The sequence below is a fragment of the Chryseobacterium defluvii genome (assembly GCF_003634775.1).
GTDB lineage: Bacteria > Bacteroidota > Bacteroidia > Flavobacteriales > Weeksellaceae > Chryseobacterium > Chryseobacterium defluvii.
Genome location: NZ_RBXB01000004.1, coordinates 74,765 through 95,319, shown reverse-complemented (window position 1 = coordinate 95,319; position 20,555 = coordinate 74,765). Strand labels below are relative to the sequence as shown.

20 protein-coding genes and 15 tRNA genes are annotated in these 20,555 nt (G+C 36.6%); 10 read left to right on the top strand and 25 right to left on the bottom strand.

Annotated features, from left to right (window positions below; translation table 11 throughout):
* Positions 1 to 6: 6 nt before the first annotated feature.
* Positions 7 to 1,536 (bottom strand): SulP family inorganic anion transporter, encoded by a 1,530-nt coding sequence (locus BCF58_RS16955; RefSeq protein WP_121463017.1) that lies wholly within the window; start codon positions 1,534 to 1,536, stop codon positions 7 to 9.
* Positions 1,537 to 2,117: 581 nt separating this feature from the next.
* On the opposite strand from BCF58_RS16955, the gene BCF58_RS16950 reads away from it, so the two are divergent.
* Complete coding sequence (locus BCF58_RS16950; RefSeq protein WP_121463016.1) at positions 2,118 to 2,549, top strand: transposase; 432 nt, start codon at positions 2,118 to 2,120, stop codon at positions 2,547 to 2,549.
* Between the two features lie 14 nt (positions 2,550 to 2,563).
* Positions 2,564 to 2,896 carry a helix-turn-helix domain-containing protein gene (locus BCF58_RS16945; RefSeq protein WP_121463015.1) on the top strand — a complete coding sequence of 111 codons (333 nt, stop codon included), beginning with the start codon at positions 2,564 to 2,566 and terminating at the stop codon, positions 2,894 to 2,896.
* Between the two features lie 1,436 nt (positions 2,897 to 4,332).
* Here BCF58_RS16945 and BCF58_RS16940 read toward each other — a convergent pair.
* Positions 4,333 to 5,850, bottom strand: a complete 1,518-nt coding sequence (locus tag BCF58_RS16940) for a TROVE domain-containing protein (protein ID WP_121463014.1) — start codon at positions 5,848 to 5,850, stop codon at positions 4,333 to 4,335.
* A gap of 257 nt (positions 5,851 to 6,107) precedes the next feature.
* Between BCF58_RS16940 and BCF58_RS16935 the strand changes: the two genes are divergently transcribed.
* Positions 6,108 to 6,560: a VOC family protein gene (locus BCF58_RS16935; protein ID WP_121463013.1), complete on the top strand. Its 453-nt coding sequence runs from the start codon at positions 6,108 to 6,110 to the stop codon at positions 6,558 to 6,560.
* Positions 6,561 to 6,655: 95 nt separating this feature from the next.
* Here the strand turns inward: BCF58_RS16935 and BCF58_RS16930 are convergent, their stop codons facing one another.
* The 10 genes from BCF58_RS16930 to BCF58_RS16895 form a co-directional block, all read right to left on the bottom strand.
* Positions 6,656 to 7,219: a metallophosphoesterase family protein gene (locus BCF58_RS16930; protein ID WP_121463012.1), complete on the bottom strand. Its 564-nt coding sequence runs from the start codon at positions 7,217 to 7,219 to the stop codon at positions 6,656 to 6,658.
* 30 nt (positions 7,220 to 7,249) lie between these two features.
* Positions 7,250 to 7,621 (bottom strand): cyclic-phosphate processing receiver domain-containing protein, encoded by a 372-nt coding sequence (locus BCF58_RS16925; RefSeq protein WP_121463011.1) that lies wholly within the window; start codon positions 7,619 to 7,621, stop codon positions 7,250 to 7,252.
* Positions 7,622 to 7,631: 10 nt separating this feature from the next.
* Positions 7,632 to 7,952 (bottom strand): hypothetical protein, encoded by a 321-nt coding sequence (locus BCF58_RS16920; protein WP_121463010.1) that lies wholly within the window; start codon positions 7,950 to 7,952, stop codon positions 7,632 to 7,634.
* A 37-nt stretch (positions 7,953 to 7,989) separates the two neighbouring features.
* Entirely contained in the window at positions 7,990 to 8,475 is a 486-nt protein-coding gene (locus BCF58_RS16915; RefSeq protein ID WP_121463009.1) for a ribonuclease H-like YkuK family protein, read from the bottom strand.
* 86 nt (positions 8,476 to 8,561) lie between these two features.
* Positions 8,562 to 8,632: transfer RNA gene (locus tag BCF58_RS16910), tRNA-Trp, on the bottom strand.
* A 7-nt stretch (positions 8,633 to 8,639) separates the two neighbouring features.
* A tRNA-Gln gene (locus BCF58_RS16905) sits at positions 8,640 to 8,712 on the bottom strand.
* Positions 8,713 to 8,722: 10 nt separating this feature from the next.
* Positions 8,723 to 8,795: transfer RNA gene (locus BCF58_RS17520), tRNA-Phe, on the bottom strand.
* A 6-nt stretch (positions 8,796 to 8,801) separates the two neighbouring features.
* Positions 8,802 to 8,875 (bottom strand) — tRNA-Leu (locus BCF58_RS17515).
* A 6-nt stretch (positions 8,876 to 8,881) separates the two neighbouring features.
* Positions 8,882 to 8,955: transfer RNA gene (locus BCF58_RS16900), tRNA-Leu, on the bottom strand.
* 274 nt (positions 8,956 to 9,229) lie between these two features.
* Positions 9,230 to 9,316 (bottom strand) — tRNA-Tyr (locus BCF58_RS16895).
* Between the two features lie 197 nt (positions 9,317 to 9,513).
* Between BCF58_RS16895 and BCF58_RS17670 the strand changes: the two genes are divergently transcribed.
* Positions 9,514 to 9,636 (top strand): hypothetical protein, encoded by a 123-nt coding sequence (locus BCF58_RS17670; RefSeq protein ID WP_262697010.1) that lies wholly within the window; start codon positions 9,514 to 9,516, stop codon positions 9,634 to 9,636.
* 63 nt (positions 9,637 to 9,699) lie between these two features.
* Here BCF58_RS17670 and BCF58_RS16890 read toward each other — a convergent pair.
* From BCF58_RS16890 to BCF58_RS16860, 9 genes are all read right to left on the bottom strand, one after another.
* Positions 9,700 to 9,771 (bottom strand) — tRNA-Asn (locus BCF58_RS16890).
* 4 nt (positions 9,772 to 9,775) lie between these two features.
* Positions 9,776 to 9,849 (bottom strand) — tRNA-Met (locus BCF58_RS16885).
* 5 nt (positions 9,850 to 9,854) lie between these two features.
* Positions 9,855 to 9,927 (bottom strand) — tRNA-Glu (locus BCF58_RS16880).
* A gap of 8 nt (positions 9,928 to 9,935) precedes the next feature.
* Positions 9,936 to 10,007 (bottom strand) — tRNA-Pro (locus BCF58_RS17510).
* A gap of 68 nt (positions 10,008 to 10,075) precedes the next feature.
* Positions 10,076 to 10,146, bottom strand: a tRNA-Asp gene (locus BCF58_RS17505).
* A gap of 100 nt (positions 10,147 to 10,246) precedes the next feature.
* Positions 10,247 to 10,317, bottom strand: a tRNA-Lys gene (locus BCF58_RS16875).
* An 83-nt stretch (positions 10,318 to 10,400) separates the two neighbouring features.
* Positions 10,401 to 10,477 (bottom strand) — tRNA-Ile (locus tag BCF58_RS16870).
* Positions 10,478 to 10,484: 7 nt separating this feature from the next.
* A tRNA-His gene (locus BCF58_RS16865) sits at positions 10,485 to 10,558 on the bottom strand.
* A 560-nt stretch (positions 10,559 to 11,118) separates the two neighbouring features.
* Complete coding sequence (locus BCF58_RS16860) at positions 11,119 to 11,256, bottom strand: penicillin-binding protein (protein WP_121463008.1); 138 nt, start codon at positions 11,254 to 11,256, stop codon at positions 11,119 to 11,121.
* A gap of 111 nt (positions 11,257 to 11,367) precedes the next feature.
* Here BCF58_RS16860 and deoD point away from each other — a divergent pair, with 111 nt between their 5' ends.
* The gene (gene deoD, locus BCF58_RS16855; protein ID WP_121463007.1) at positions 11,368 to 12,078 is read left to right on the top strand and encodes a purine-nucleoside phosphorylase; all 711 of its coding nucleotides are present in this window, start codon (positions 11,368 to 11,370) and stop codon (positions 12,076 to 12,078) included.
* A 60-nt stretch (positions 12,079 to 12,138) separates the two neighbouring features.
* Here deoD and BCF58_RS16850 read toward each other — a convergent pair whose 3' ends face one another.
* The 4 genes from BCF58_RS16850 to mce all read right to left on the bottom strand — a co-directional run bounded on the left by BCF58_RS16850 (position 12,139) and on the right by mce (position 14,309).
* Positions 12,139 to 12,924, bottom strand: a complete 786-nt coding sequence (locus BCF58_RS16850) for a TatD family hydrolase (protein ID WP_121463006.1) — start codon at positions 12,922 to 12,924, stop codon at positions 12,139 to 12,141.
* Positions 12,925 to 12,986: 62 nt separating this feature from the next.
* Positions 12,987 to 13,646 carry a hypothetical protein gene (locus tag BCF58_RS16845; RefSeq protein ID WP_121463005.1) on the bottom strand — a complete coding sequence of 220 codons (660 nt, stop codon included), beginning with the start codon at positions 13,644 to 13,646 and terminating at the stop codon, positions 12,987 to 12,989.
* A 129-nt stretch (positions 13,647 to 13,775) separates the two neighbouring features.
* Positions 13,776 to 13,849: transfer RNA gene (locus BCF58_RS16840), tRNA-Ile, on the bottom strand.
* Positions 13,850 to 13,910: 61 nt separating this feature from the next.
* Complete coding sequence (mce, locus tag BCF58_RS16835; protein WP_121463004.1) at positions 13,911 to 14,309, bottom strand: methylmalonyl-CoA epimerase; 399 nt, start codon at positions 14,307 to 14,309, stop codon at positions 13,911 to 13,913.
* Between the two features lie 88 nt (positions 14,310 to 14,397).
* Here mce and rbfA point away from each other — a divergent pair, with 88 nt between their 5' ends.
* The 5 genes from rbfA (at position 14,398) to BCF58_RS16810 (ending at position 20,527) form a co-directional block, all read left to right on the top strand.
* The gene (gene rbfA, locus BCF58_RS16830; RefSeq protein ID WP_121463003.1) at positions 14,398 to 14,757 is read left to right on the top strand and encodes a 30S ribosome-binding factor RbfA; all 360 of its coding nucleotides are present in this window, start codon (positions 14,398 to 14,400) and stop codon (positions 14,755 to 14,757) included.
* Between the two features lie 2 nt (positions 14,758 to 14,759).
* Entirely contained in the window at positions 14,760 to 15,965 is a 1,206-nt protein-coding gene (locus tag BCF58_RS16825) for an ABC transporter permease (protein ID WP_121463002.1), read from the top strand.
* Between the two features lie 48 nt (positions 15,966 to 16,013).
* Positions 16,014 to 17,858 carry an endonuclease gene (locus BCF58_RS16820; RefSeq protein WP_121463001.1) on the top strand — a complete coding sequence of 615 codons (1,845 nt, stop codon included), beginning with the start codon at positions 16,014 to 16,016 and terminating at the stop codon, positions 17,856 to 17,858.
* A gap of 57 nt (positions 17,859 to 17,915) precedes the next feature.
* On the top strand, positions 17,916 to 18,653 hold the full coding sequence (locus BCF58_RS16815; RefSeq protein WP_121463000.1) for a shikimate dehydrogenase family protein: 738 nt from the start codon (positions 17,916 to 17,918) through the stop codon (positions 18,651 to 18,653).
* A 65-nt stretch (positions 18,654 to 18,718) separates the two neighbouring features.
* A complete protein-coding gene (locus tag BCF58_RS16810) occupies positions 18,719 to 20,527 on the top strand; it encodes a DUF349 domain-containing protein (protein WP_121462999.1) in 1,809 nt (602 codons plus the stop codon).
* The last annotated feature ends 28 nt before the right edge of the window (positions 20,528 to 20,555 follow it).

The window sequence follows — 20,555 nt, the reverse complement described above, 5'->3', positions numbered from 1 at the left end:
TTTTCTTTATTTCTCGGGCATTACTTTATAAGTAGGATCTTCTTCAATATTTACTTCAATGACTGCTTCGGCATTTTTAAGCATTTTCCTACAGTCTTCACTTAAATGACGTAGACGAGCCGTTTTATTCTGTTGAGCATAGCGCTTCGACAGCTTATCTAAAGCATCAATAGCACTCATATCCACAATCCGGCTCTCTTTAAAGTCTATAATTACCTCATCCGGATCATTCACGGGATCAAACTTATCAGCAAATGCTGTTACAGAACCAAAAAATAAAGGTCCGAAAATTTCGTAATGCTTTATTCCTTTTTCATCCATGTATTTTCTGGCTCTGATCCTTTTGGCATTATCCCATGCAAAAACCAGTGCTGAAATGATGACCCCAATCAAAACAGCCAATGCAAGATTATGCAAAACGATTGTTATGAGCGCTACGGTAACTCCAACGAATATGTCCGATTTAGGCATTTTATTGACAATCCGGATGGAAACCCATTGAAATGTGCTGATTGCCACCATCATCATCACCCCTACCAAAGCCGCCATCGGAATTTTTTCAATAAGTGGGGCTCCTACCAGAATAATAATCAAAATAGTGATGGAAGCAATAATTCCTGAAAGCCTTGCCCTCGAGCCTGCATTAAGATTGACCAGCGTCTGGGCTACCATTGCACACCCGCCCATTCCTCCGAAAAAACCATTGGTAACATTGGCAATTCCCTGCGCAACTGATTCTTTATTAGCACTTCCCTTAGTCCCTGTAATTTCATCTACCATGGATAAAGTAAGCAGAGATTCTATTAAGCCTACGCCGGCCATTACCAGAGCATAGGGAAAAATAATCTTTAGTGTTTCCAAAGAGAAGGGAATCTGAGGAATCTGAAAAGCCGGAAGCTTTCCACTGATATGTGCTATATCCGCTACCGTTTTAGTATGTATATTAAATCCGAAAACAACAGCAAAGACCAATACAATAGCTACTAATGACGCAGGAACGGCCTTCGTGATCTTTGGAAAAAAGTAAACAATGGCAATGGTGAGAGCAGTTAAACCTCCCATTATATATAAATTAGTTCCTTGGATCCATCGGGAAGCGCCATTATCCGTTATTTTAAATTGTTCAATCTGGGCCATGAAAATAATCACCGCCAATCCGTTGAGGAAACCATACATTACCGGTTGAGGAATTAATCTTACAAATTTTCCGAGTTTACATACCCCAACTGTCATTTGGAAAACCCCGGCAAGAATTACCGTTGCCAAAAGATATTGCACGCCATGAGACTGTATCAATGCTATCAAAACTACGATGGTAGCTCCGGCTCCGCCGGAAACCATGCCGGGACGCCCACCCAATATTGCGGTAACCAGTCCCATCATAAAAGCAGCATACAAACCTGTCAGTGGTGAAAGACCAGCCAGAATAGCAAAAGACAGGGACTCCGGAATCATGGTCATGGCTACTGTAAACCCTGCCAGTAATTCGTTTTTATAATTTATTTTTTTTGAAAAATCAAATAAATAGGTATTCATAGAGTGGCAAAGGTATTCACTTCAAATTACTTCTGCAATTACTATTATTCCATTTATTTGTTGGAGGGAATTGTCGCTTTTACATCATTTATATATAACTTGATTGCTATTAAGTTTTTAATTTTTTGTTCTTTTTATTAAGAATACTTTAACATCGTATTCGTTTAATTTTTTCCCCTGAATAATAGAAAACACCCTCATTATATCACCTTTTATGGATTTATTATTGAAGTTTTTAACATTATTTTTTTAATTATTTTTTTTATTTAATTTCTATTTTTTTTATATTTGAACACAACACATTGATTATTTTCTAGAATTACAAGACAATTAAGAAAATTTCCATAATAATCAATAATTAAAAAGGATGTGCATGAAAAAGCTTTAATAGGGGTGTTATTCCTCTCTATAGGATGAAAATTGGAATGAAGTTGAGAGAATACAATAAGAAGTATGTGTATGATGATTATAGCTAAATAATGTATAACACATGGGTATGATATGGCACATTTTCACCTAGTCTGAGTAATTATAATCCCTATTTATTTTTTCACTGTTAATCAAAAATATTTAATCGTTAAATGTTATATAAAGATATACATATAGGTCACTTTATTAAAGAAAGAGTGGAGGAAAAGGAAATTACAATGGAGAGAATCTGTAATTTTCTTAACAGGGATGAAGAGTTTATTGAAAAGGTTTACCACAGCAAATCAATAGATACCGATTTACTATTAAGATGGAGCAAGTTACTGGAATATGATTTTTTCAGGCTGTACAGCTCACATCTTATCTTATATGCTCCTCCGGCAGCGGTAAATAAAAACGACACTCCAAAATCTGATAAGATTCCTTATTTCAGAAAAAATATCTATACTCAGGAGATTAAGGACTTTATCATCGGTAAAATCCTTTCCGGCGAGATGACCCACAATGAAATCATACAGGAATATTCTATTCCTAAAAGTACTTTGCACCGCTGGTTACAGAAAATAAGGAATAACAATAAATAACACACAAACATCTAATGCGTCCTAATTATAAAAAAATTTTTCATGATATTCTTAAAAAAGAACATCCTGAGAAATTAAAAGATCCAAGTATCAAAAGATTGCTTAGCAAACTTAATACGACTGAAGATGTGCTGAAGCTTAATGAAAAAATTTTCAAGCAGTCTAAAGAAAAGCAGCAAAACAATCAGAAGCTCAGAACCTATGATAAACAAACCATACTTAAGCTTTTACATTACCAGGACAAACATGGTTTTTCCACAAGTTATATGTCTAAAAAATACAAGATAAGCAGAACTACCATCACCAAATGGAGGAGAATGTTTGAAGAAGAAATTCAAAGTATATAGCATAGCCGGTAAATAATTTACCGGTTTTTTATTTCCAGATAAAAAAACTCTGATAAAATAATTTTATCAGAGTTTTAAAAAAGGTAATAGGCAAGAAAAGATCTTTAAGCGGGGCGCTGTCAACGCCGGAATCGAACCGGTTAACCTTGCCGGCGTTACCGACTTCGTTATTCCTCCCCAATAGTGACGAACGATGAAACTTTTCTTTACGACACTTTTAATTTTTTAAACAAGGCAATTATCAAAAAGCGTAATGTCGTGCTCTAACCATCTGAGCTACTCTTCCTGTTTTAGTGTGGAAGAGGCGGGACTCGAACCCGCGACCCCGTCGTGATGAGCGAAGTAACACTATTCTACGGCACTTGTTTATTTTTTAATGCAAATAAGGAAACAGGCGAAAAAAGTTTGCTTTTTTTTCAAAAGCGTCGTTCTTACCGATAATGGGCAGTGAACCGGTAATTCTACATCTTCAAGAGACTTGCATTTTCTTATGAAAACTTTTACCCGGTTGGCTTTCAACCCAACTTCACTCGTTCGGTCGCCCGAATTACGCTACCTTAGGACCGTTAGTACGAAGGAACTTTTCTCTACGACACTTATTTGCTAAAGCTTTTAAAATTAAAGAGGCAAAAAACGAGAAAACTAATTGTACAAACCTTTTCAGGTTTATTTCTGGAGTCGAACCAAATGAACCGAAGTAAGTTTTCTCTACGGCACTCTTTTATCAACATCAGGGCAATTTTCACACAGAACCTTTTCTCCGGAGTCCTTCCATTTAGACGATTGTTTTTCAACAAACAGGAATCGAACCTGTATTGCCGGTCTGGAACGAAGTATTTCTGTACTACGGCACCTGATTGTATTGATAGTTTCTTTGAAAAGAGGCAAAAGGCGAAAAGACAGACATGTATCCATTCCTTACTGTTATTCGGGAAAATACACATTTTTTAGATTTACATCTAATTTCCTATCGAAGTAAGCCTTCTCTACGGCACTCTTTATTTTTTAAATCAAGGTAATAATCATAGAATCTTATCTTTCCATTTGCTCTACCTGCTGAGCTACTTCTCCTTTTCGAGGGAAAAGGCAGGAATCGAACCTGCGACCCAATGATTAACCAATCGAAGTATGATTCTAAAACGACACTTGATATTTATATATAATGGTTAGTGTTTTTCTGATTACAAATTTATATTGTAACTACGCACTGTTTTTACGTAGTAATATTAAAAAAAACCAAGTAACAGTCAATAAGAGTTTTTTCAAAGTGAAAGTTTGACGATGGAACTCTTATTTACGACATTGGTTATATAAACCGAGCGATACAGCGAAAAGACTCATTTTCAATTCGAAGTCGAAGGATTTCTTTTCTTACGGCATCGGTTATGCCAGTTTATAGTTAATGGTTATTAGTTTTTATTTAAAAGCAGTGCCTTTTACAGCACTACTTTTTTAATCATTGCTACGGCAGATTTTCTGTCTTCCAAAGCATTCAGTACATCGAAGATTTTGTCGGACCAGCCAGCAATCAGATATACATCATTTTGTTTGATATCTAAAGGTTGTCTGCCATAACCTGCCAAATCAAAAATATACAATTTCGCGTTGGGCGCAATGGCTTTGTAACGGTTCCATGAATCTTCAAAAGAATTACGGGTTCCGCTGCTGTTCCACAGTTGGGTATCGGTGAAGATCATAATTTTATCAGCTTTTTCTCTTTTTCTGATCAGATCTTCGATTACCAGATAACCGTTGGTGGAATACCCTACTTCACCTTCACGCTTATAGAATTCATTGACGTTTCTTAAAATACCATTTTTAGGCATCGGAACTCTCTTCCAGGTGTCACCAAAGATACCTGTAACCACATTTTTACATTGTGACTGCAAGATCATCGACATCAACAAACCGATATCGTATAGTAAAACTTTACTTTTCGCAGAAACCGGCTGTTGCATAGAACCGGATACGTCAGCTGCAATTACCACCGAAGTATCGAAACCGAAACCTTTAATGTTCTGAGCACTCACCATTACCGCATTTTCCAATGCTTCTAATACTGATGACAGGTATTTTGAATGGATTGTTTTCAATTCTCTATACGCAGCCAAAAATCTGAATGGCAATTGTTTTGAGCTTTTAACCGCTTTTTCATCCGATAAGTATCTGCATACTTTTTCCATGGCTTCAGAAGAAACTTCCGCTTCCAGAATATTTCTAAGGTTACGTAAAGTAGCCATATAACCAAGCTTATTACTAAAAATCAGTTCTTCCCATTTGTTTTTGAAAGCTGATTTTCTTTCTGCTTCATCAGCAAATTTTGTCTGACCCAGAACTGAAAGTTCAACTTCCCATGTATAAGGGGTATCCAACGTATCATTTACGATCTTATTGAAAATAGCTTGCTGATCTTCATCTTTTGCTTTCGGGTGTACCAGAAACAAAGCGTCTTTCAGCGTAACTTCAGCTTTTCTGTTGTATTTGGCAAACTGGTATTCATCAAACTTATTGAATGACTTTACCAGACCTTTCTGAATCTGCTTTGAAAGCTTATTCAACTTTTTGGTTTCCGTTCTTTCGTTCGCCAATTGATAGTAAGCTAATAATTCCGTAATTTCATCGGCTCTTTTAACAACACCATCAATAGTTTTGCTTACCAGGTCGGTACCTGAAGTTTGTTTTGCCAATTCGGTTGCCAAAACCAAAGGAATGGAACGCAGATACATATCGTTTCTTGCGTATACAGCCAGCTTGGCTACGAATTCAGGATCATTTTTCTTAATCAGAGACTGGATTCTTTGCAGTCTGTCATTTCCTTTTTCATAAGTTGTGTTTGATAATCCTGTTGTAACAACAGCACTATACAATTCTTCAGCAGGCGTCATTGTAAACGCTTTTGCACCTTCGTAGTTCGCCACTACATTTTTCTCTTTTCTTAAAAAATTAAATTTCATGAGTTACTGTTTTTAATGTTAAACAAACGGAAGATCATCACCTCCTCTCTGATTTCTGATGCAAAGTAAAAATAGAATTACGCAGTGTATTTGCGTAGTAAAATTTTAATTAAAAAAAAAATAATTTTTTAGTAATTTCCTGTTAAAAAGGGAGTTAAGATGAGATATAAAGTGTCTATCTTTTATTTTCATTAAAGAAATGGGAGTTTTTTCATTTTTGATAATCCGTTTTCTAGCTTTGTATTAAAAGTAAGATCATGATCACAGGATTATATGAAACTCATATTCAGGTAAGCGATTTGGAAAGTGCTATTGCATTTTATACAGAAATATTAGGATTGAAGCTCGCCCACAGGGACGAGACACGCCCGATTGCTTTTTTATGGATCGGAAAAGAAAAGCAAGCTATGCTTGGATTATGGGAACAGAAAGAGAATCTGCAGCCAAGACATTTTGCTTTTTCCGCAGATGAAAATGATATTCTGCAATACTCTGTAGATTTTCTGAAAAACCGGAATTTAAAACCTTATAATTTTCTGAAAGACGGTATTGAAAAGCCGATGGTTTTTGCCTGGATGCCTGCTTTAGCCATTTACTTTAAAGATCCGGACGGGAATCAACTGGAATTCATTTCAATTCTGGAGGGTGAAGGAAAGCCTGAGCTCGGTGTAATATCTTATGAAGAATGGGTTCTTAAAACAAAGAACTAGATAAAAGTTTTAAGGACCAGTCTCAATTTTGACACCCATGATTAGCAAAAACAAATAAAAAACTCCCATCAAGGGAGCTTTTCATCGTAAAAAATTTAATTTCTGGGAGCAAAAGGCGGCTCCCATCTCTTTTTCTTCATTAATTCCTTCACTTCTTCGTAAGAGATGGGATAGAAATTATGACAATCTACTCCTACATCAAGACTTAAGCTCATCTCATCATCAGGTAAAGTTCCGTGTGAATGGCCATATAATTGCCATGTTCCACGATGTGAACCGTTCCAGGTGCGCATGGAGTAATGCAAAAGTGTAATCTTCTGTTTTCCGGTTTTTGCCTCTTCGTCTTCGATGTATATTTCATCGTAATCTTTTATCCATTCGAACCGACCCGGAACACGAAGGGCGGAATATTCATGATTGCCTTTTATCAGGTGGATTTTGCCGTTCAGCTGATCCAGGACTTCTTTGGTAAAATCCGGTTTCCCTAAACTGACATCTCCCAAGTGATAAACGATATCATTTTCCTTTATTTTCTCATTCCATCTTTTAATGAGCTCTTCATTCATGTGTTCCGGAGACTCGAAGGGCCTCTCTGAAAATTTTATAATATTGGCGTGGCCAAAATGATGGTCCGCCGTAAAAAATATATTGGGTTTCATTGTTTTGATATTTTAATTGTTTCCTATTGATTACAATTTTTTAAAATTTTTTAGAAGATGAAGAATGTTCTCTTTTCCTATAGGATTCATGGAATGACAATAGAATTGCGGTAATTCTGTTTGATGATCCAAACAATATTCTACCAGCCATTTCGCACAATCGTAGCCCGTTTTTTCAATATACTCATTAGAATCCTGTTTCAGATAATGTTCATCTGCAAGGTCATGATCAAAAGAAATTATTTCAGGAATCCCTTTTTCTAAGATCCTGTTAACGAATTGATCATAATTCCGAACAATATGCCAGTCTTTTCTGAGAAAAATATCCTGTTTTGTGTAATGATATACCTCAATAGGATATCTTACATCATCTAAAAACAATAATCTTTTTGTCATTTCCATTGTTTATTATTTAATTCAAGTTCATTCTTTCTTCATGCTCCTTATCACGTCTGTCAATTTCCCCGAAAGGACTTCCTTTGAAGTAACCGACATTCATAAATCCGTTTTCTTCTGTTAACAGGGATTCTCTTTCTTTGACAGCTCCGGTGTTTTTACTTCCGTAATTTCCTTCCAACTGCTTTGTGGCGGGATTAATGTCTCCCCAAGATGCAGTTTTTCCTTTGTATAGAGGTTCTACGAAATAGGTAATTCCTGTGACGGAAGATTTTACAATGAATCTTCCGGTTTCATCGGTATTCGTAAGGAATCTTTGTAATACTTCTCGTCTCATAATTTTTTATTTTAAGATTGTTATTTATTTAAAAGGATTAAACCACCATATCTGCACAATTGGAACTTGCGAAAGCATAAGGTTTAGCCTTGAACACATATCCCATTCCCAGAATATATCCCATGGCATCTTTCAATGCTGAGTTTGATTTGAATTCCGGATCGGTATTGATGTCTGCGTGCACCTCCATTTCCACGCCATACATGTCAAGAATAGAACAGATGGCATAAGCAATTTCTACAGATTTGTTGACTTCATTCAGCATTCGTTCTTTGATACTGATACTTTGTATCTCTCTTTCTTTTCTGATAAAGGTAAACGCTCCTTTTCCCTCACGAATAAATACTACTGCAGTAGCGTAATTAATAGCATCACCATATACGTGTGAGTCTGAACCCACACAAACTTTCAGTCGGTGTCCATTGGCTTGTTCGCGGATGATGGCTTCTTCTACCAGCTGTGTGATAGGTTGATGGAATAATTTTCCATGTAAGTTTTGCCATGTTTCTTGTTGCGTTTCCATTGTTTTACATTTTAAATTCTACATATTTTTTATAATTGATAAATGATCGCTGATAATTGAATAGTAAATTGTTATTTCTCTTTTTGCACTCCGAACAGGATTCGAACCTATACCATCAGTTTTGGAGACTGACGTGCTACCTTTATACTATCAGAGTATTTTTGTTGATTCATTAGGACTCGAACCTAAACTACAAGAGTCAAAGTCTTGTGTGCTGACCCATTACACTACGAATCATTATTTTTTGTGGATCAGAAACGAATCGAACGGCTCCCTTTTGTTTTTCAGACAAACATGCACACCTTGTACACCACTGATCCTTTTTGTACCTCTCCCCGGATTCGAACCGGGACTATACGGAGTTTAAGACCGTTTTCTCTGCCAGTTGGAATAGAGAGGTGTTTTGTACAGGAAGAGGGATTTGAACCCCCAATACCTTGAGCCTAAATCAAGTGCGTCTGCCAGTTCCGCCATTCCTGCATTTTTTTGAGTAATGAGTAATAGATTAGTAATATTAAAATTGAAATACTTGCGTATTGCCTATTACTCATTATTCATGATAAGGTTAGAGAAAGCCTGTTTATAAAAATATGCCTGTTAGTAATATTTGTAAAGATCTTCTGCGCTTGACAAACCATCCCTTCTCCTTTTTATTTTATTTTGACTTGTGTTATTAAAAAATCAACTGACCAGGAGTCGAACCTGAACAACAAGAGTATATTTCCTGCATGCTGCCATTACATTATCAGTTGCATGGTGGAAGTGGTAGGATTCGAACCTACTCAGCAATAAAGCAGCAGATTTACAGTCTGCCCCGGCTCTCCAGCTCCGGCGCACTTCCTTTTTAAATGAATAATAAGTAATAAGTAATTCTCTGATTTACTTTGAAGAAAATTTAAAGCCTGTCTGTATTTTTTGTTTGATATAAGAACTTCTGCGCCCGACAAACTTTAATTTTTCTTCTGAACTTATCTCATTTTGTTACTAGAGATGGTTATGGGATTGCTCATAACCATTGTTTTTTATTTGAATTCGCGAATGTTTCACATTTCAAAACCCACTCAGCTTTGCAACGGTTTTGCAGACCGTCCCGACTCTTCCACTTCGGCGAACCATCATTTTGGAGCAAGAAAAGCTTGTCTGTTTGTATTTTTGATGTAAAGAGCTTCTGCGCTTGACAAACTTTCACTTTCTCCTTTGAAACAATTACTATTCAGTTATTTGCGATTTCGGAAAGATTCGAACTTTCAACCTTCGGCTTAACAGGCCGTTGCTCTGCCATTGAGCTACAAAATCATTGTAATTTCGGAAGGATTCGAACCTTCAACCTGCGGCGTATGAAACCGATACTCTAGCCATTTGAGCTACGAAATCTTTTGTACTCCATAAGGGAATCGAACCCTCATTTACTGCTCGAAAGGCAGGCGTCCTGAACCATTAGACGAATGGAGCAAATTTTGTCTGGAAAATAGGATTCGAACCTATGACCTCCCGCGTCCAAGGCGGGTAAACAACCACCGTTATCTTTCCAGTTTTTGAGGTTCAGTTCCAATTTCTTTTCCGAGAGACAGTCGGAGCCGAAATTTTCCGTGAACCTTTGCGGTCTATGCGAGAATCGAACTCGCGGTGCCCGAGAGACAATCGGGCAGGTTGCCATTACCTCAATAGACCTTTTTGCGGAGAGCAAAGGAATCGAACCTTCACTACTGTTGTAGAACTCATTAGCAGTAAGCCGCAACAAACCAATATTTGCCTGCTCTCCTTTTTGTGATCCCGAGAGGATTCGAACCTCTACTCCCCGGTTTAAAAGACCGGTGCTCTAACCATTTGAGCTATGAGATTGTTTTTAAAATGTAAATGGTCAACTGTCAATCCGCTTTACTTGTCAATTTTTTAAAAATCAACCATTGATCATTCACTTTTATTGGTAATCCCAGAAGGATTCGAACCTTCAACCTTCGACGTATCAGGTCGACGCTCCAACCAATTGAGCTATGGGATTTTATAATTGGGGTATCTCCGGGAATCGAACCCTGTTCTTCGGTGCCACAAACCGACGCTTTACCAAATAAGCTAGAGAAACCATAAAAAAAGCACCTCTTTTCAGGAGGTGCTATACTATTTTAACGTATCAGGTCATGAGAAACCTACGTATATAAGCACCTTTTATCCACAAATTCACTATCAAGAATACATACAAGCTCCATCGGTTCCTGCCCGTGTAATCTTGAATAAGGATTGAATATGTTGTGTAATTGTTTCATTTTATTTTTCTTGTTTTTAATCAAGTTATTTTTTGATGAGTGAAAATGTTGTTCCTTTTAATTTTCGGTTGCAAAGTAAATATGAATTTTTTAAACTCACAAATAAATTTAAATTGCAAAACACTGAAAATCAAGCAGTTGTTGTCAATTTTTAAAATAAGAAATTCCTGTCCGCAATGTTTTGCAGATATTGTTTTTACCTAAATGACTGTCTCTCATCGGGTTGCTTATCACTCTATTTTATCGTATTAAAGTTTCATTGCTAATTAAAAAATTTTCACTTTTATGGTTATTTTTTTTCATTCTAAATAATTTCTTCCCTAAAACACAAAAAACGCCCCGAAAATCGAGGCGTTTTTTGTTATATTTTGATTAATTTTTACAGGTTTACAGTAAATAATTTTTCAAAGTAAGCACATTTCGCCTCGTTCCATATCATCTCATCATATCCAAACAATCCTTCTATTGAAGGGCTTTTGCATAGATTTACATTGATATGTGCTCTTTGTAGTTTCATAAATTTTATGTCGCAAAGATAATCTTTTTTATTTTTCAGTGCTTATGATGCTCTATTCCCAACTTATTTTTTCCTTTAAAGTTGATATATTTGTGATGTTAAAAAATGATTATGAGTATTCACATCAGTGCAAAAAAAGGAGAAATTGCTAAAGTTGTGTTGCAGCCGGGAGATCCGCTTCGTGCACAATACATTGCCGAGAATTTTTTAGAAAATGCAAAATTGGTAAGCAAAACCAGGGGAATGTTTTATTATACCGGTATGTATAAGGGTAAAGAAATTACTGTTGGAGCCAGTGGAATGGGCTTTCCGAGTATCGGTATCTATTCGTATGAGTTATTTACGGAATATGATGTAGAGACGATCATCAGAATTGGGACCTGTGGTGCTTATACTACGGATTTAAATCTTTTTGATGTATTGATCGTAGAAAATGCAGCGAGTGAAAGCACGTATGCAAAATATGCCTGGGGAATTGAGGAGGAGATCATTGCACCGCAAGGAAATATTTTCAATATCATCAATGAAACTGCCAAGGAAATGTCTTTACAAGCCAAGGCAACCAATATTCACAGTAGTGATATTTTTTACAGAAAAGACCCGAATATCCCGGCTATTGCAACAAAGTATAATTGTTTAGCCGTAGAGATGGAGGCTTTTGGTTTGTTTGCCAACGCAAAACATTTAGGAAAAAATGCAGCGACAATTCTTACCGTATCTGATATTATTCCTACCCATGAGAACATTTCTGCTGACGACAGGGAAAAGGCTTTGAAACCTATGATCGAGCTGGCTTTGGAATCGGCATGGAAGAGCATTTAAGCAATATCCCTTTTATGTAACTATAAAAAAAGAGCTTTACTAAATCAGTAGAGCTCTTTTTTATAATCTGAAAAATTTTCCGGCGACCCGTGTTGTTTCATCTGCTACTTCAGAAATGCTGATTTTCTTTAAGTGAGCGATGGTTTGGGCCACATACGGTAAAAATGAAGGTTCATTGCGCCTGTTTTGAATCCGGGGCATATTTTTAGGTAACATAAAAGGAGCATCGGTTTCAATCATCATCCTGCCAAGAGGAACATATTTGATGACGTCTTCTAAATGCTTAAATCTCTTTTCATCACTGATGGCTCCCGTAAATCCCAAGTAGAATCCTTTGTCAAGGTAAATTTTCGCTTCTTCTAAAGTCCCTGTGAAGCAATGAACGACTGCTTCAGGAAGTGAGGGAAGATATTCATCTGTGATTTCATTAAATCTTGTAAACGCAGCTCTTTCATGAAGGAAGAGAGGTTTATTGACTTCAATTGCCAACTCAAGGTGGGCACGGTAACATTTTTCCTGAACAGGCCTTGGTGAAAAATCCCGGTCAAAATCCAACCCGCACTCTCCTATGGAAACTACATGGGAGTATTTTAAGAGTTTTCTGAGCTCGTTGATCCTTTGATCGTTGAAAGATTTTGCATCATGAGGATGAATTCCTGCGGTTGAAAATAGAATTCCAGGGTAATCTTCAGCTATTTCGGCTGATTCTTTACTTCCTCTTACACTCGTTCCGGTGAGGATCATTTGCTCTACTCCGTTATCCAGAGCTCTGTTGATAATTTCGTCTTGTTCATTGTAGAACTGCTTATTGGTCAGATTAATGCCAATATCAATGTAGTTATTCATTTTTTTAAATTTAATTGGCAAAGTTTATAACTCTATACGTAATCTATTTACGCAGAAGAGATTTATTCATTGATAAAGGTCTCAAGAAAACCTATAAGTTGTGTGCCACCATGGCTCCAGCGGATTCCATGACCTTCTTTCTCTCTTATCTCAAAGACCAGTTCGTGCTTATAATGAAAGAAAACATTCCACCAGGTTTTATGATCAATAATATAGTTGATTCTTTCCATTACCTTTTCCTGCTTCTGCCGGTTGTTACCTTTTACTTCACCCCAAAAAGGATCATCCATTCTTCCCACATGCTTTTCCCAAGCTCTCTGGGCGATGGTCATTTCATCATTGAAAAGTTTTGTACAACTTTCAATTAAAGTATTTTTCAGAGGCGGAATTGCCGTTTCATCACGGACGCTGGCCGGGGTTATTCTTTGTCCCATGATATTCAGCCAATGTTCAAAAGAAATATTTTCAAGTTGTTGAACTATTCTTTCATTAGGATCAGAGCTTTCAAGAATCTTGATAAAAGTAGTAAAACCATCCTCTCTGTTTACTGGTATTTCTTCATTAAAATATGGAAGATCCCAATCTAAAGTTCCATTTTTGAATTTCAGAATATTTTTTTCGATATTTTGAAGGTGTTCTTCAGCTAACACTGAGCTGTATTTATCTTTCCATTTCTCAGAAAATAAAGGAATGTAGTTTTCAAATAAATTTGTCTTACTCATACTCAAAAATAGAGCTTTTAAGGATAAGCTCATTTAATTAAACAGTATTATCATAATCGGACAACTTTTATTTACCAGCAATAAAAAAAACCGTAAAACTTTAATATAAAGTATTACGGTTTTTTATTGTGGCCCCACTTGGGCTCGAACCAAGGACTTGCTGATTATGAGTCAGCTACTCTAACCAACTGAGTTATAGGGCCTCAAAATTGGGTAAATTTTGTGACTGCAAAAATAGCAAAATTTCTTTCACTACAAAATTTTTTATCCCTTTTCTTGACAAAGTTCTACCAGTACACCGTTGGTGAATTTCGGATGCAGGAAGACAACTAATTTATTATCAGCACCTTCTTTAGGCTCTTCGGAAATAAACTGAAATCCTTCTTTTTTAAGCCTTTCAACCTCTTTCGTTATATTTTCAACGCCAAAGGCCAAATGATGGATGCCTTCTCCCTTCTTATCAATAAATTTTGAGATCGGGCTTTCAGGATTACTGGCCTCCAAAAGTTCCACTTTACTTTCTCCGGTTTCGTAGAAAGAGGTTACTACTCCTTCTCTTTCCACACTTTCTTTTTTGTACGATTTTTTTCCCAGTAATTTTTCAAAAAGTTCATCAGAAACGCCTAAAGATTTTACGGCAATACCAATATGCTCTAACTTCATAGTATAATATAATTAAATCATAAATTTCATACGGAGAACGAAACTTCAACGCATCAATTCAAACAAAAGTACTAAATTTGCATAACTTATGGAGAGCAACAGACAAAGAAAAGTAGCACAAATTATACAGGAAGATTTCGCAGAACTTTTCCGAAAACAGGCTGCAGACAGCAAACAAGGCATTTTAGTAACAGTTTCAGACGTAAAAGTAACTGCAGATCTGGGTATTGCTAAAATTTATTTAAGCATATTCCCGCAGGAATTCCGTTCTGCCATTATGAAAGAAATTGAGGAGAACAAACCTCAATACAGAAATTTTATCGGTCAGAAAATGGCGAAACAGGTACGTGTAATTCCTCAGCTTAACTTTTACCTGGATACTTCTCTTGATGACGTTGAAAAACTTGAAAAAGAATTAAGAGGCGAAGGCGACAATCCTGTGTTATAATTTTGAAGAACATTGCATTTTACATAGCATCACGATACCTTTTGGCAAAAAAAGGCAGCACTGCGGTTACGTTTATTACGTGGCTGGCCGTAGGGGCTATGACTGTGGCTGTGGCTGCTATGTTCGTAATCATTTCTGTTTTTTCCGGGCTGGAAGAGCTCAACAAAGAACTTATTTCCAATCTTCATGCTGATCTTACGATAAAAAGCAGCACCGGTAAAACCATCAAAAACCTTGACAAAATAAGCGAGGCCTTAAAAAGCAATCCTGAAGTCAGCAGTTTTTCCCGTGTCATTGAAGAAAAAATATACATCAGCTATAACGGAAAAGGTGACATTGCTTATCTGAGGGGTGTAGATTCGGCTTATATAAAAGTAAATCCCATCCACAAGGATGTTTTCTACGGAACATATCCCAGCTTTGAATATTCGAACGAAGTCTTAATGGAGAATTCGCTGGACAACAGACTGTCTTTACCCGTTGCTTCTTCAGGGAACTATGCAACTGTTTTCATGCCTAAGCCCGGAACCGGCATTATCAGCAAAGAAGAAGACATCTATAACAAAAAAGATATACTTGTAACGGGAGTTTTTCCCGGGAAAGACCAATTAAACAATTATATCATTTCTCCCATTGAACTGGCTGAAGAGCTTTTGGATCTGCCTAAAAAATCAGCCTATCAGATTGTCATCAAGTTAAAAAATGCTGAAAATACAGATATTGTAAAAGCAAAATTACTTTCCTCTTTCGGCAAAAATATCGAGATTAAAACCAAGGAGGAAGAAAATGCAGCTTTCTGGAAAATGATCAATACAGAAAAGCTTTTTATCTATCTGATCTTTGCTTTGGTAATTTTTATTACCACCTTCAATTTGGCAGGGGCAATCATCATTTTGCAGCTTGATAAAAAAGAGCAGGCAAGATCCCTGATTTCATTAGGCTTCCCGCTTAGCCATCTGAGAAAAACCTATTTCTACACCGGCATTCTGATTGTTGTTTCAGGAATTATTACCGGCTTAATTTTAGGAACGGCATTATGCTATTTCCAACTTTATACAGAATTCTTCAGAGCCAATGAAACGCTGCCTTTCCCTGTAAAAATAGTGGGTCAAAATTATCTTATCGTCGCACTAACCGCTGCCACATTTGGGTTTACCATTTCCTGGTTCTTTTCAAAGATCAGTAAAGAGTATATTACTAAAAATTAATACATTAAGTATTCATTTTTTTGTACCTTTACCGCCCAATTTTTACAAATGAAACGAATTTTATTTTCTTTTTTGATATGCTTCGTATGCATTAATACCCATGCACAAATCCCTGCAGGTTATTATAACGGCACTACAGGATTAACGGGTTACGCATTAAAAACAAAGCTTAACGAGATTATTACGGCCGGTCATAGTGACCAGGGATATAACGGGCTCTGGATTGGATATCAGACCACAGACCGTGACTATTATTATGAAAATAATGGGAAAGTATTGGATATGTACTCTGAAAATCCTGCCGGAGCCGATCCTTATGAATATACTATTATCTCAGACCAATGCGGTAATTATTCTGCAGAAGGAGCTTGCTACAACAGAGAGCATACTGTTCCGCAAAGTCTCTTTAATTCGGCAAGTCCGATGAAAAACGATATTCATTTCATTCCACCTACCGATGGAAAAGTGAATGGAATGCGAAGTGATTATCCTTACGGAGTTGTCACCAACCCTACATGGACTTCTCAAAACGGCTCTAAATTAGGCCCTAATACAACACCTGGTTATTCCGGGACGGCCTTTGAGCCGATCAACGCGTTCAAAGGTGATATTGCCAGAATGATTTTTTATTTCGTAACCAGATATCAAAACCAGGTTCCCGGCTTTACGAGCGGTAACATGCTGGACGGAACAACAACAAGAAGTTTAACACAATGGGAATTGGAAATTCTTTTAGCCTGGCATGATGCAGATCCTGTTTCTCAAAGAGAAATTGACAGAAATAATAACGCTTATGCATTCCAAGGGAACAGAAACCCATATATTGATCATCCGGAATGGGTGCATGATGTGTGGGGATATGTAAACACAACTCCGGATACCACTCCACCCACTACTCCGCTTAATCTGGCAGCGTCCAATATCACAGGAGGTTCTGCTACCATAACATGGACTGCCTCTACGGATAACATAGCCGTTACAGGATACAACGTTTATATCAATGGGGTTCTTTACGGAAGTTCCGGAACTAATTCCATCAATATCATTGGCTTAAATCCAAATACAACTTATCAGGTTACCGTGGTAGCTACAGATGCTGCAGGAAATGTGTCCCCTACCTCTGCTCCGCTTAGCTTCACTACCAATAACACTCCATCAACGGGTTCTTCCAATGAATTATATATTTCCGAATATGTAGAAGGTTCGTCAAATAATAAAGCTATTGAATTATCCAATGCTACCCCAGACCTTATAGACCTTAGTAATTATTCCATTAAAAAGCAGGCTAACGGAAGCGGGGCATGGCTAAATGAAACAGTATTATCCGGAACTCTTCAACCCGGAGCCGCTTTTGTAATCACCAATTCTGGAGCTGCTTTTACTTGTACATTCACCAGTAATTTAAGCTTAGGAGGATCTCCGCTAGACTTTAACGGTAATGATCCTGTCGGTTTATTTAAAAATGGAGTTCTTATTGATATTGTAGGTACGTTTAACGGAGGAACAGCTAATTTTGCAGCCGATGTTACTTTAAGAAGAAACGTAAGTAATCCTTCTACAACGTTTTCTCTTTCTCAATGGAATTCTTTCCCTCAAAATACGTGTGATAATTTAGGAATCATCAATCCAAATTCTGTATTAGGCACTCATGAAACTGAAAAAGCTCCTCAATTCAGTATTTATCCAAACCCTGTAACAAATAATGAATTGTTTGTAAAAGGAAAGGATATTAGTACAATATCCCGAGCAGAAATTTATGACCTGTCAGGAGCATTAATTCAGGTGATGGTAAATCCTTTCAAGAATTCCAACAAAATTATCCTCAGAAATATCACAAAAGGAAATTACATTCTTAAAACAGATAAAACCGCTACAAAATTTATAGTAGAATAATAGAAAAAACATCAATCTAAAGACCGATTTCTTCGGTCTTTTTTTTATTTTTGATCTATGGATTCCAATAAAAAACTAGGCTTAATAGGAAGAAACATTTCTTATTCTTTTTCTAAAAAATTTTTCCGGGACAAATTTCAGAAGCTTATGCTGAAAGATATTTCCTATGATATTTTTGATTTAAAAGAGATCAATGAAGTGGAAGGTCTCTTTTCTGATCCGCAACTGTTAGGATTTAATGTCACCATTCCCTATAAAGAAAAAATAATTGATTATCTGGATGAGTTAAGCGATGAAGCGGAAAAGATAGGTGCCGTAAACTGTGTCGTTATCCAGGAAGGCAAAAAAACCGGATACAATACGGATGCCTTCGGATTTGAAAAGACATTGCTGCTCCATAAAAAAAACCACCATACATCCGCTTTAATCCTTGGAAACGGCGGGGCTGCAAAAGCAGTACAATATATTATGGATAAAAACGGAATTCCTTCCCAAACGGTTGCAAGAAATTCAGAAATTAATTTTGAAAACTTGGATGCCGCAACAGTACAAAAGCATCCTATTATTGTACAATGTACGCCTGTAGGTACTTTTCCTAATGTGGATGATTGCCTGAAATTCCCTTTTGAAGGGCTGTCTGACAAACACTTGGTAATAGATTTAATCTACAACCCCAGCTATACGCAATTCATCATTAATGCATCCGGAAAAGGAGCAAAAACTGTGAACGGTTACTATATGCTTGAACAGCAAGCAGAAAAAGCTTGGGAAATTTGGAATTTTCAAAAAAAATAACATAAATTAGTGCATTAATTGGCTTTTAGCTGCAAGATAACACGCCCACTCATAAAAGATTTGCTATGATTACAGAAAACAATCTTTCTGAAAACGAAGAAAAGAAGAATTCTAACGAAGTACCGCAAGAAGAAACATCGGAAAACACCGCTTCTCATGATGAAAATCTGCATGAAGATGATGCAGAACATATGGAAGAGCAAGTGCATACGGACATTTCTTTATCTGATGCTTTAAAAGAAATGGAAAAAATCATCAACGCTCCCAATGCTGGTGAAAATTTCAAAACATTCAATCTTTTAAAAGAAAAAGCAAGTCATTACATCCATGATGAAGTGGAAGATAAAAAACATGAGTTTGAAGAAGCAGGAAACGCTCCTGAAAATTTCAGTTATGAACATCCTTTACAAGCAAGGTTTTCAGCGCTGGTAAATATCTTCAGAGAAAAGCAGGACAATTTTCAAAAGAAGCAGGAAGAAGAACAAAAGAAAAACCTGGATCACCGCCAAAGTATCATTGAAAGGCTTAAAAACCTTTATACCAATTCAGAACCGGGTACCAACCTGTTCAAATCGATCCGTGAGATCAAAGAAGACTGGGCTAATGCCGGACAGGTAGCCAAATCGGAATTCAAGATCCTTAATAACAATTACTTCCATCACCTGAACCAGTTTTATCAGATGCTGGATCTGAATAAAGAATTTTTAGAGCAGGAATACAGTCATAATCTTGAAAAAAGACAGCACATCATCGCCCGTGCTAAAGAATTGGAAAACGAGCCTGTAATTCAAAAAGCATTAAACGAATTACAATATCTTCATAAACTTTGGAAAGAAGAAGCAGAGCCTGTAGCTGAAGAATTCCGTGAAAAGACCTGGGAAGAATTCAAAGAAATCTCCAATAAAATCCATGAAAGGAAATCAGAGCTTTCTGCAGCTATTGAATCGGAACAAAATAATAATCTTGAAAAGAAAAACCAGATTATTGAGGAGATCAAAAAACTCTCTGAACCTTCTGAAACTCCTAACCATAATTATTGGCAAAACGCTATCAAAAAAGTGGAAGACCTTCGCTCCGAGTTTTTAAAAACCGGAAGTGTTCCAAGAAAATTATCGAACCAAAACTGGAATGATTTCAAAACAACCTTAAGAGGTTTCAATACCAATAAAAACAGCTACTACAAATCTTTAAAAGGTTCTCAGCAAGCTAATCTGGAGGAAAAATTAAAATTGATCCAGACCGCCAAAGACAATGTGAACAATGAAGATTGGGACATCGCAGTTCCTTTATTCAAAAAGCTTCAGGACGACTGGAAAAAAATCGGTCACGTTCCTAAAAGCATGACCAATAAGATCTGGGATGAGTTCCGTGATGCCTGTAACGCATTTTTCAATAACTACAGAGAAAAAAGCAATGCTTCTACGGATAACTGGAAAGAAAATTACAAGCATAAAAAAGAGCTTCTTGATGAACTGAAAACAGTGACCAATGAAGAAGGAAGCATTGAAAGAATTGAAGCGATAAAAACAGCATGGAACAATATAGGAAAAGTTCCGAGGGATAAAATCTCTATCAATTCAGAGTTCAACAAAACGTTGAGAGAAAAGCTGAAATTAAACAAGATCAATGAGCTTGAGCTTAAAGAAGAAGGGCTATCTGAAAACCAGCTTACCGATAAAGCCAGAAAAATCAAAAGCCAGATTTCTGATCTAGAAGCTGAAATCGTAAAGCTGGAAAACAATTTATCGTTCTTCAACAATCCGTCAAGAGAAAATCCTCTTTTAATGGATACTTTCAATACTATTGATGACAAGAAGGCCCATTTGGAAACCTTAAAACAAAATCTCCACAATATTATTTCAGGAGACAGTTAAAAACTAAATTCACATTTTTGTAAAAAAA

What these genes read in the sequence shown, in the direction of transcription:
- BCF58_RS16955 (WP_121463017.1), bottom strand. Translation starts at nt 1,536, where the DNA reads ATGAATACCTATTTATTTGATTTTTCAAAAAAAATAAATTATAAAAAC.
- BCF58_RS16950 (WP_121463016.1), top strand. Translation starts at nt 2,118, where the DNA reads ATGTTATATAAAGATATACATATAGGTCACTTTATTAAAGAAAGAGTG.
- BCF58_RS16945 (WP_121463015.1), top strand. Translation starts at nt 2,564, where the DNA reads ATGCGTCCTAATTATAAAAAAATTTTTCATGATATTCTTAAAAAAGAA.
- BCF58_RS16940 (WP_121463014.1), bottom strand. Translation starts at nt 5,850, where the DNA reads ATGAAATTTAATTTTTTAAGAAAAGAGAAAAATGTAGTGGCGAACTAC.
- BCF58_RS16935 (WP_121463013.1), top strand. Translation starts at nt 6,108, where the DNA reads ATGATCACAGGATTATATGAAACTCATATTCAGGTAAGCGATTTGGAA.
- BCF58_RS16930 (WP_121463012.1), bottom strand. Translation starts at nt 7,219, where the DNA reads ATGAAACCCAATATATTTTTTACGGCGGACCATCATTTTGGCCACGCC.
- BCF58_RS16925 (WP_121463011.1), bottom strand. Translation starts at nt 7,621, where the DNA reads ATGGAAATGACAAAAAGATTATTGTTTTTAGATGATGTAAGATATCCT.
- BCF58_RS16920 (WP_121463010.1), bottom strand. Translation starts at nt 7,952, where the DNA reads ATGAGACGAGAAGTATTACAAAGATTCCTTACGAATACCGATGAAACC.
- BCF58_RS16915 (WP_121463009.1), bottom strand. Translation starts at nt 8,475, where the DNA reads ATGGAAACGCAACAAGAAACATGGCAAAACTTACATGGAAAATTATTC.
- BCF58_RS17670 (WP_262697010.1), top strand. Translation starts at nt 9,514, where the DNA reads ATGTTTCACATTTCAAAACCCACTCAGCTTTGCAACGGTTTTGCAGAC.
- BCF58_RS16860 (WP_121463008.1), bottom strand. Translation starts at nt 11,256, where the DNA reads ATGAAACTACAAAGAGCACATATCAATGTAAATCTATGCAAAAGCCCT.
- deoD (WP_121463007.1), top strand. Translation starts at nt 11,368, where the DNA reads ATGAGTATTCACATCAGTGCAAAAAAAGGAGAAATTGCTAAAGTTGTG.
- BCF58_RS16850 (WP_121463006.1), bottom strand. Translation starts at nt 12,924, where the DNA reads ATGAATAACTACATTGATATTGGCATTAATCTGACCAATAAGCAGTTC.
- BCF58_RS16845 (WP_121463005.1), bottom strand. Translation starts at nt 13,646, where the DNA reads ATGAGTAAGACAAATTTATTTGAAAACTACATTCCTTTATTTTCTGAG.
- mce (WP_121463004.1), bottom strand. Translation starts at nt 14,309, where the DNA reads ATGAAGTTAGAGCATATTGGTATTGCCGTAAAATCTTTAGGCGTTTCT.
- rbfA (WP_121463003.1), top strand. Translation starts at nt 14,398, where the DNA reads ATGGAGAGCAACAGACAAAGAAAAGTAGCACAAATTATACAGGAAGAT.
- BCF58_RS16820 (WP_121463001.1), top strand. Translation starts at nt 16,014, where the DNA reads ATGAAACGAATTTTATTTTCTTTTTTGATATGCTTCGTATGCATTAAT.
- BCF58_RS16815 (WP_121463000.1), top strand. Translation starts at nt 17,916, where the DNA reads ATGGATTCCAATAAAAAACTAGGCTTAATAGGAAGAAACATTTCTTAT.
- BCF58_RS16810 (WP_121462999.1), top strand. Translation starts at nt 18,719, where the DNA reads ATGATTACAGAAAACAATCTTTCTGAAAACGAAGAAAAGAAGAATTCT.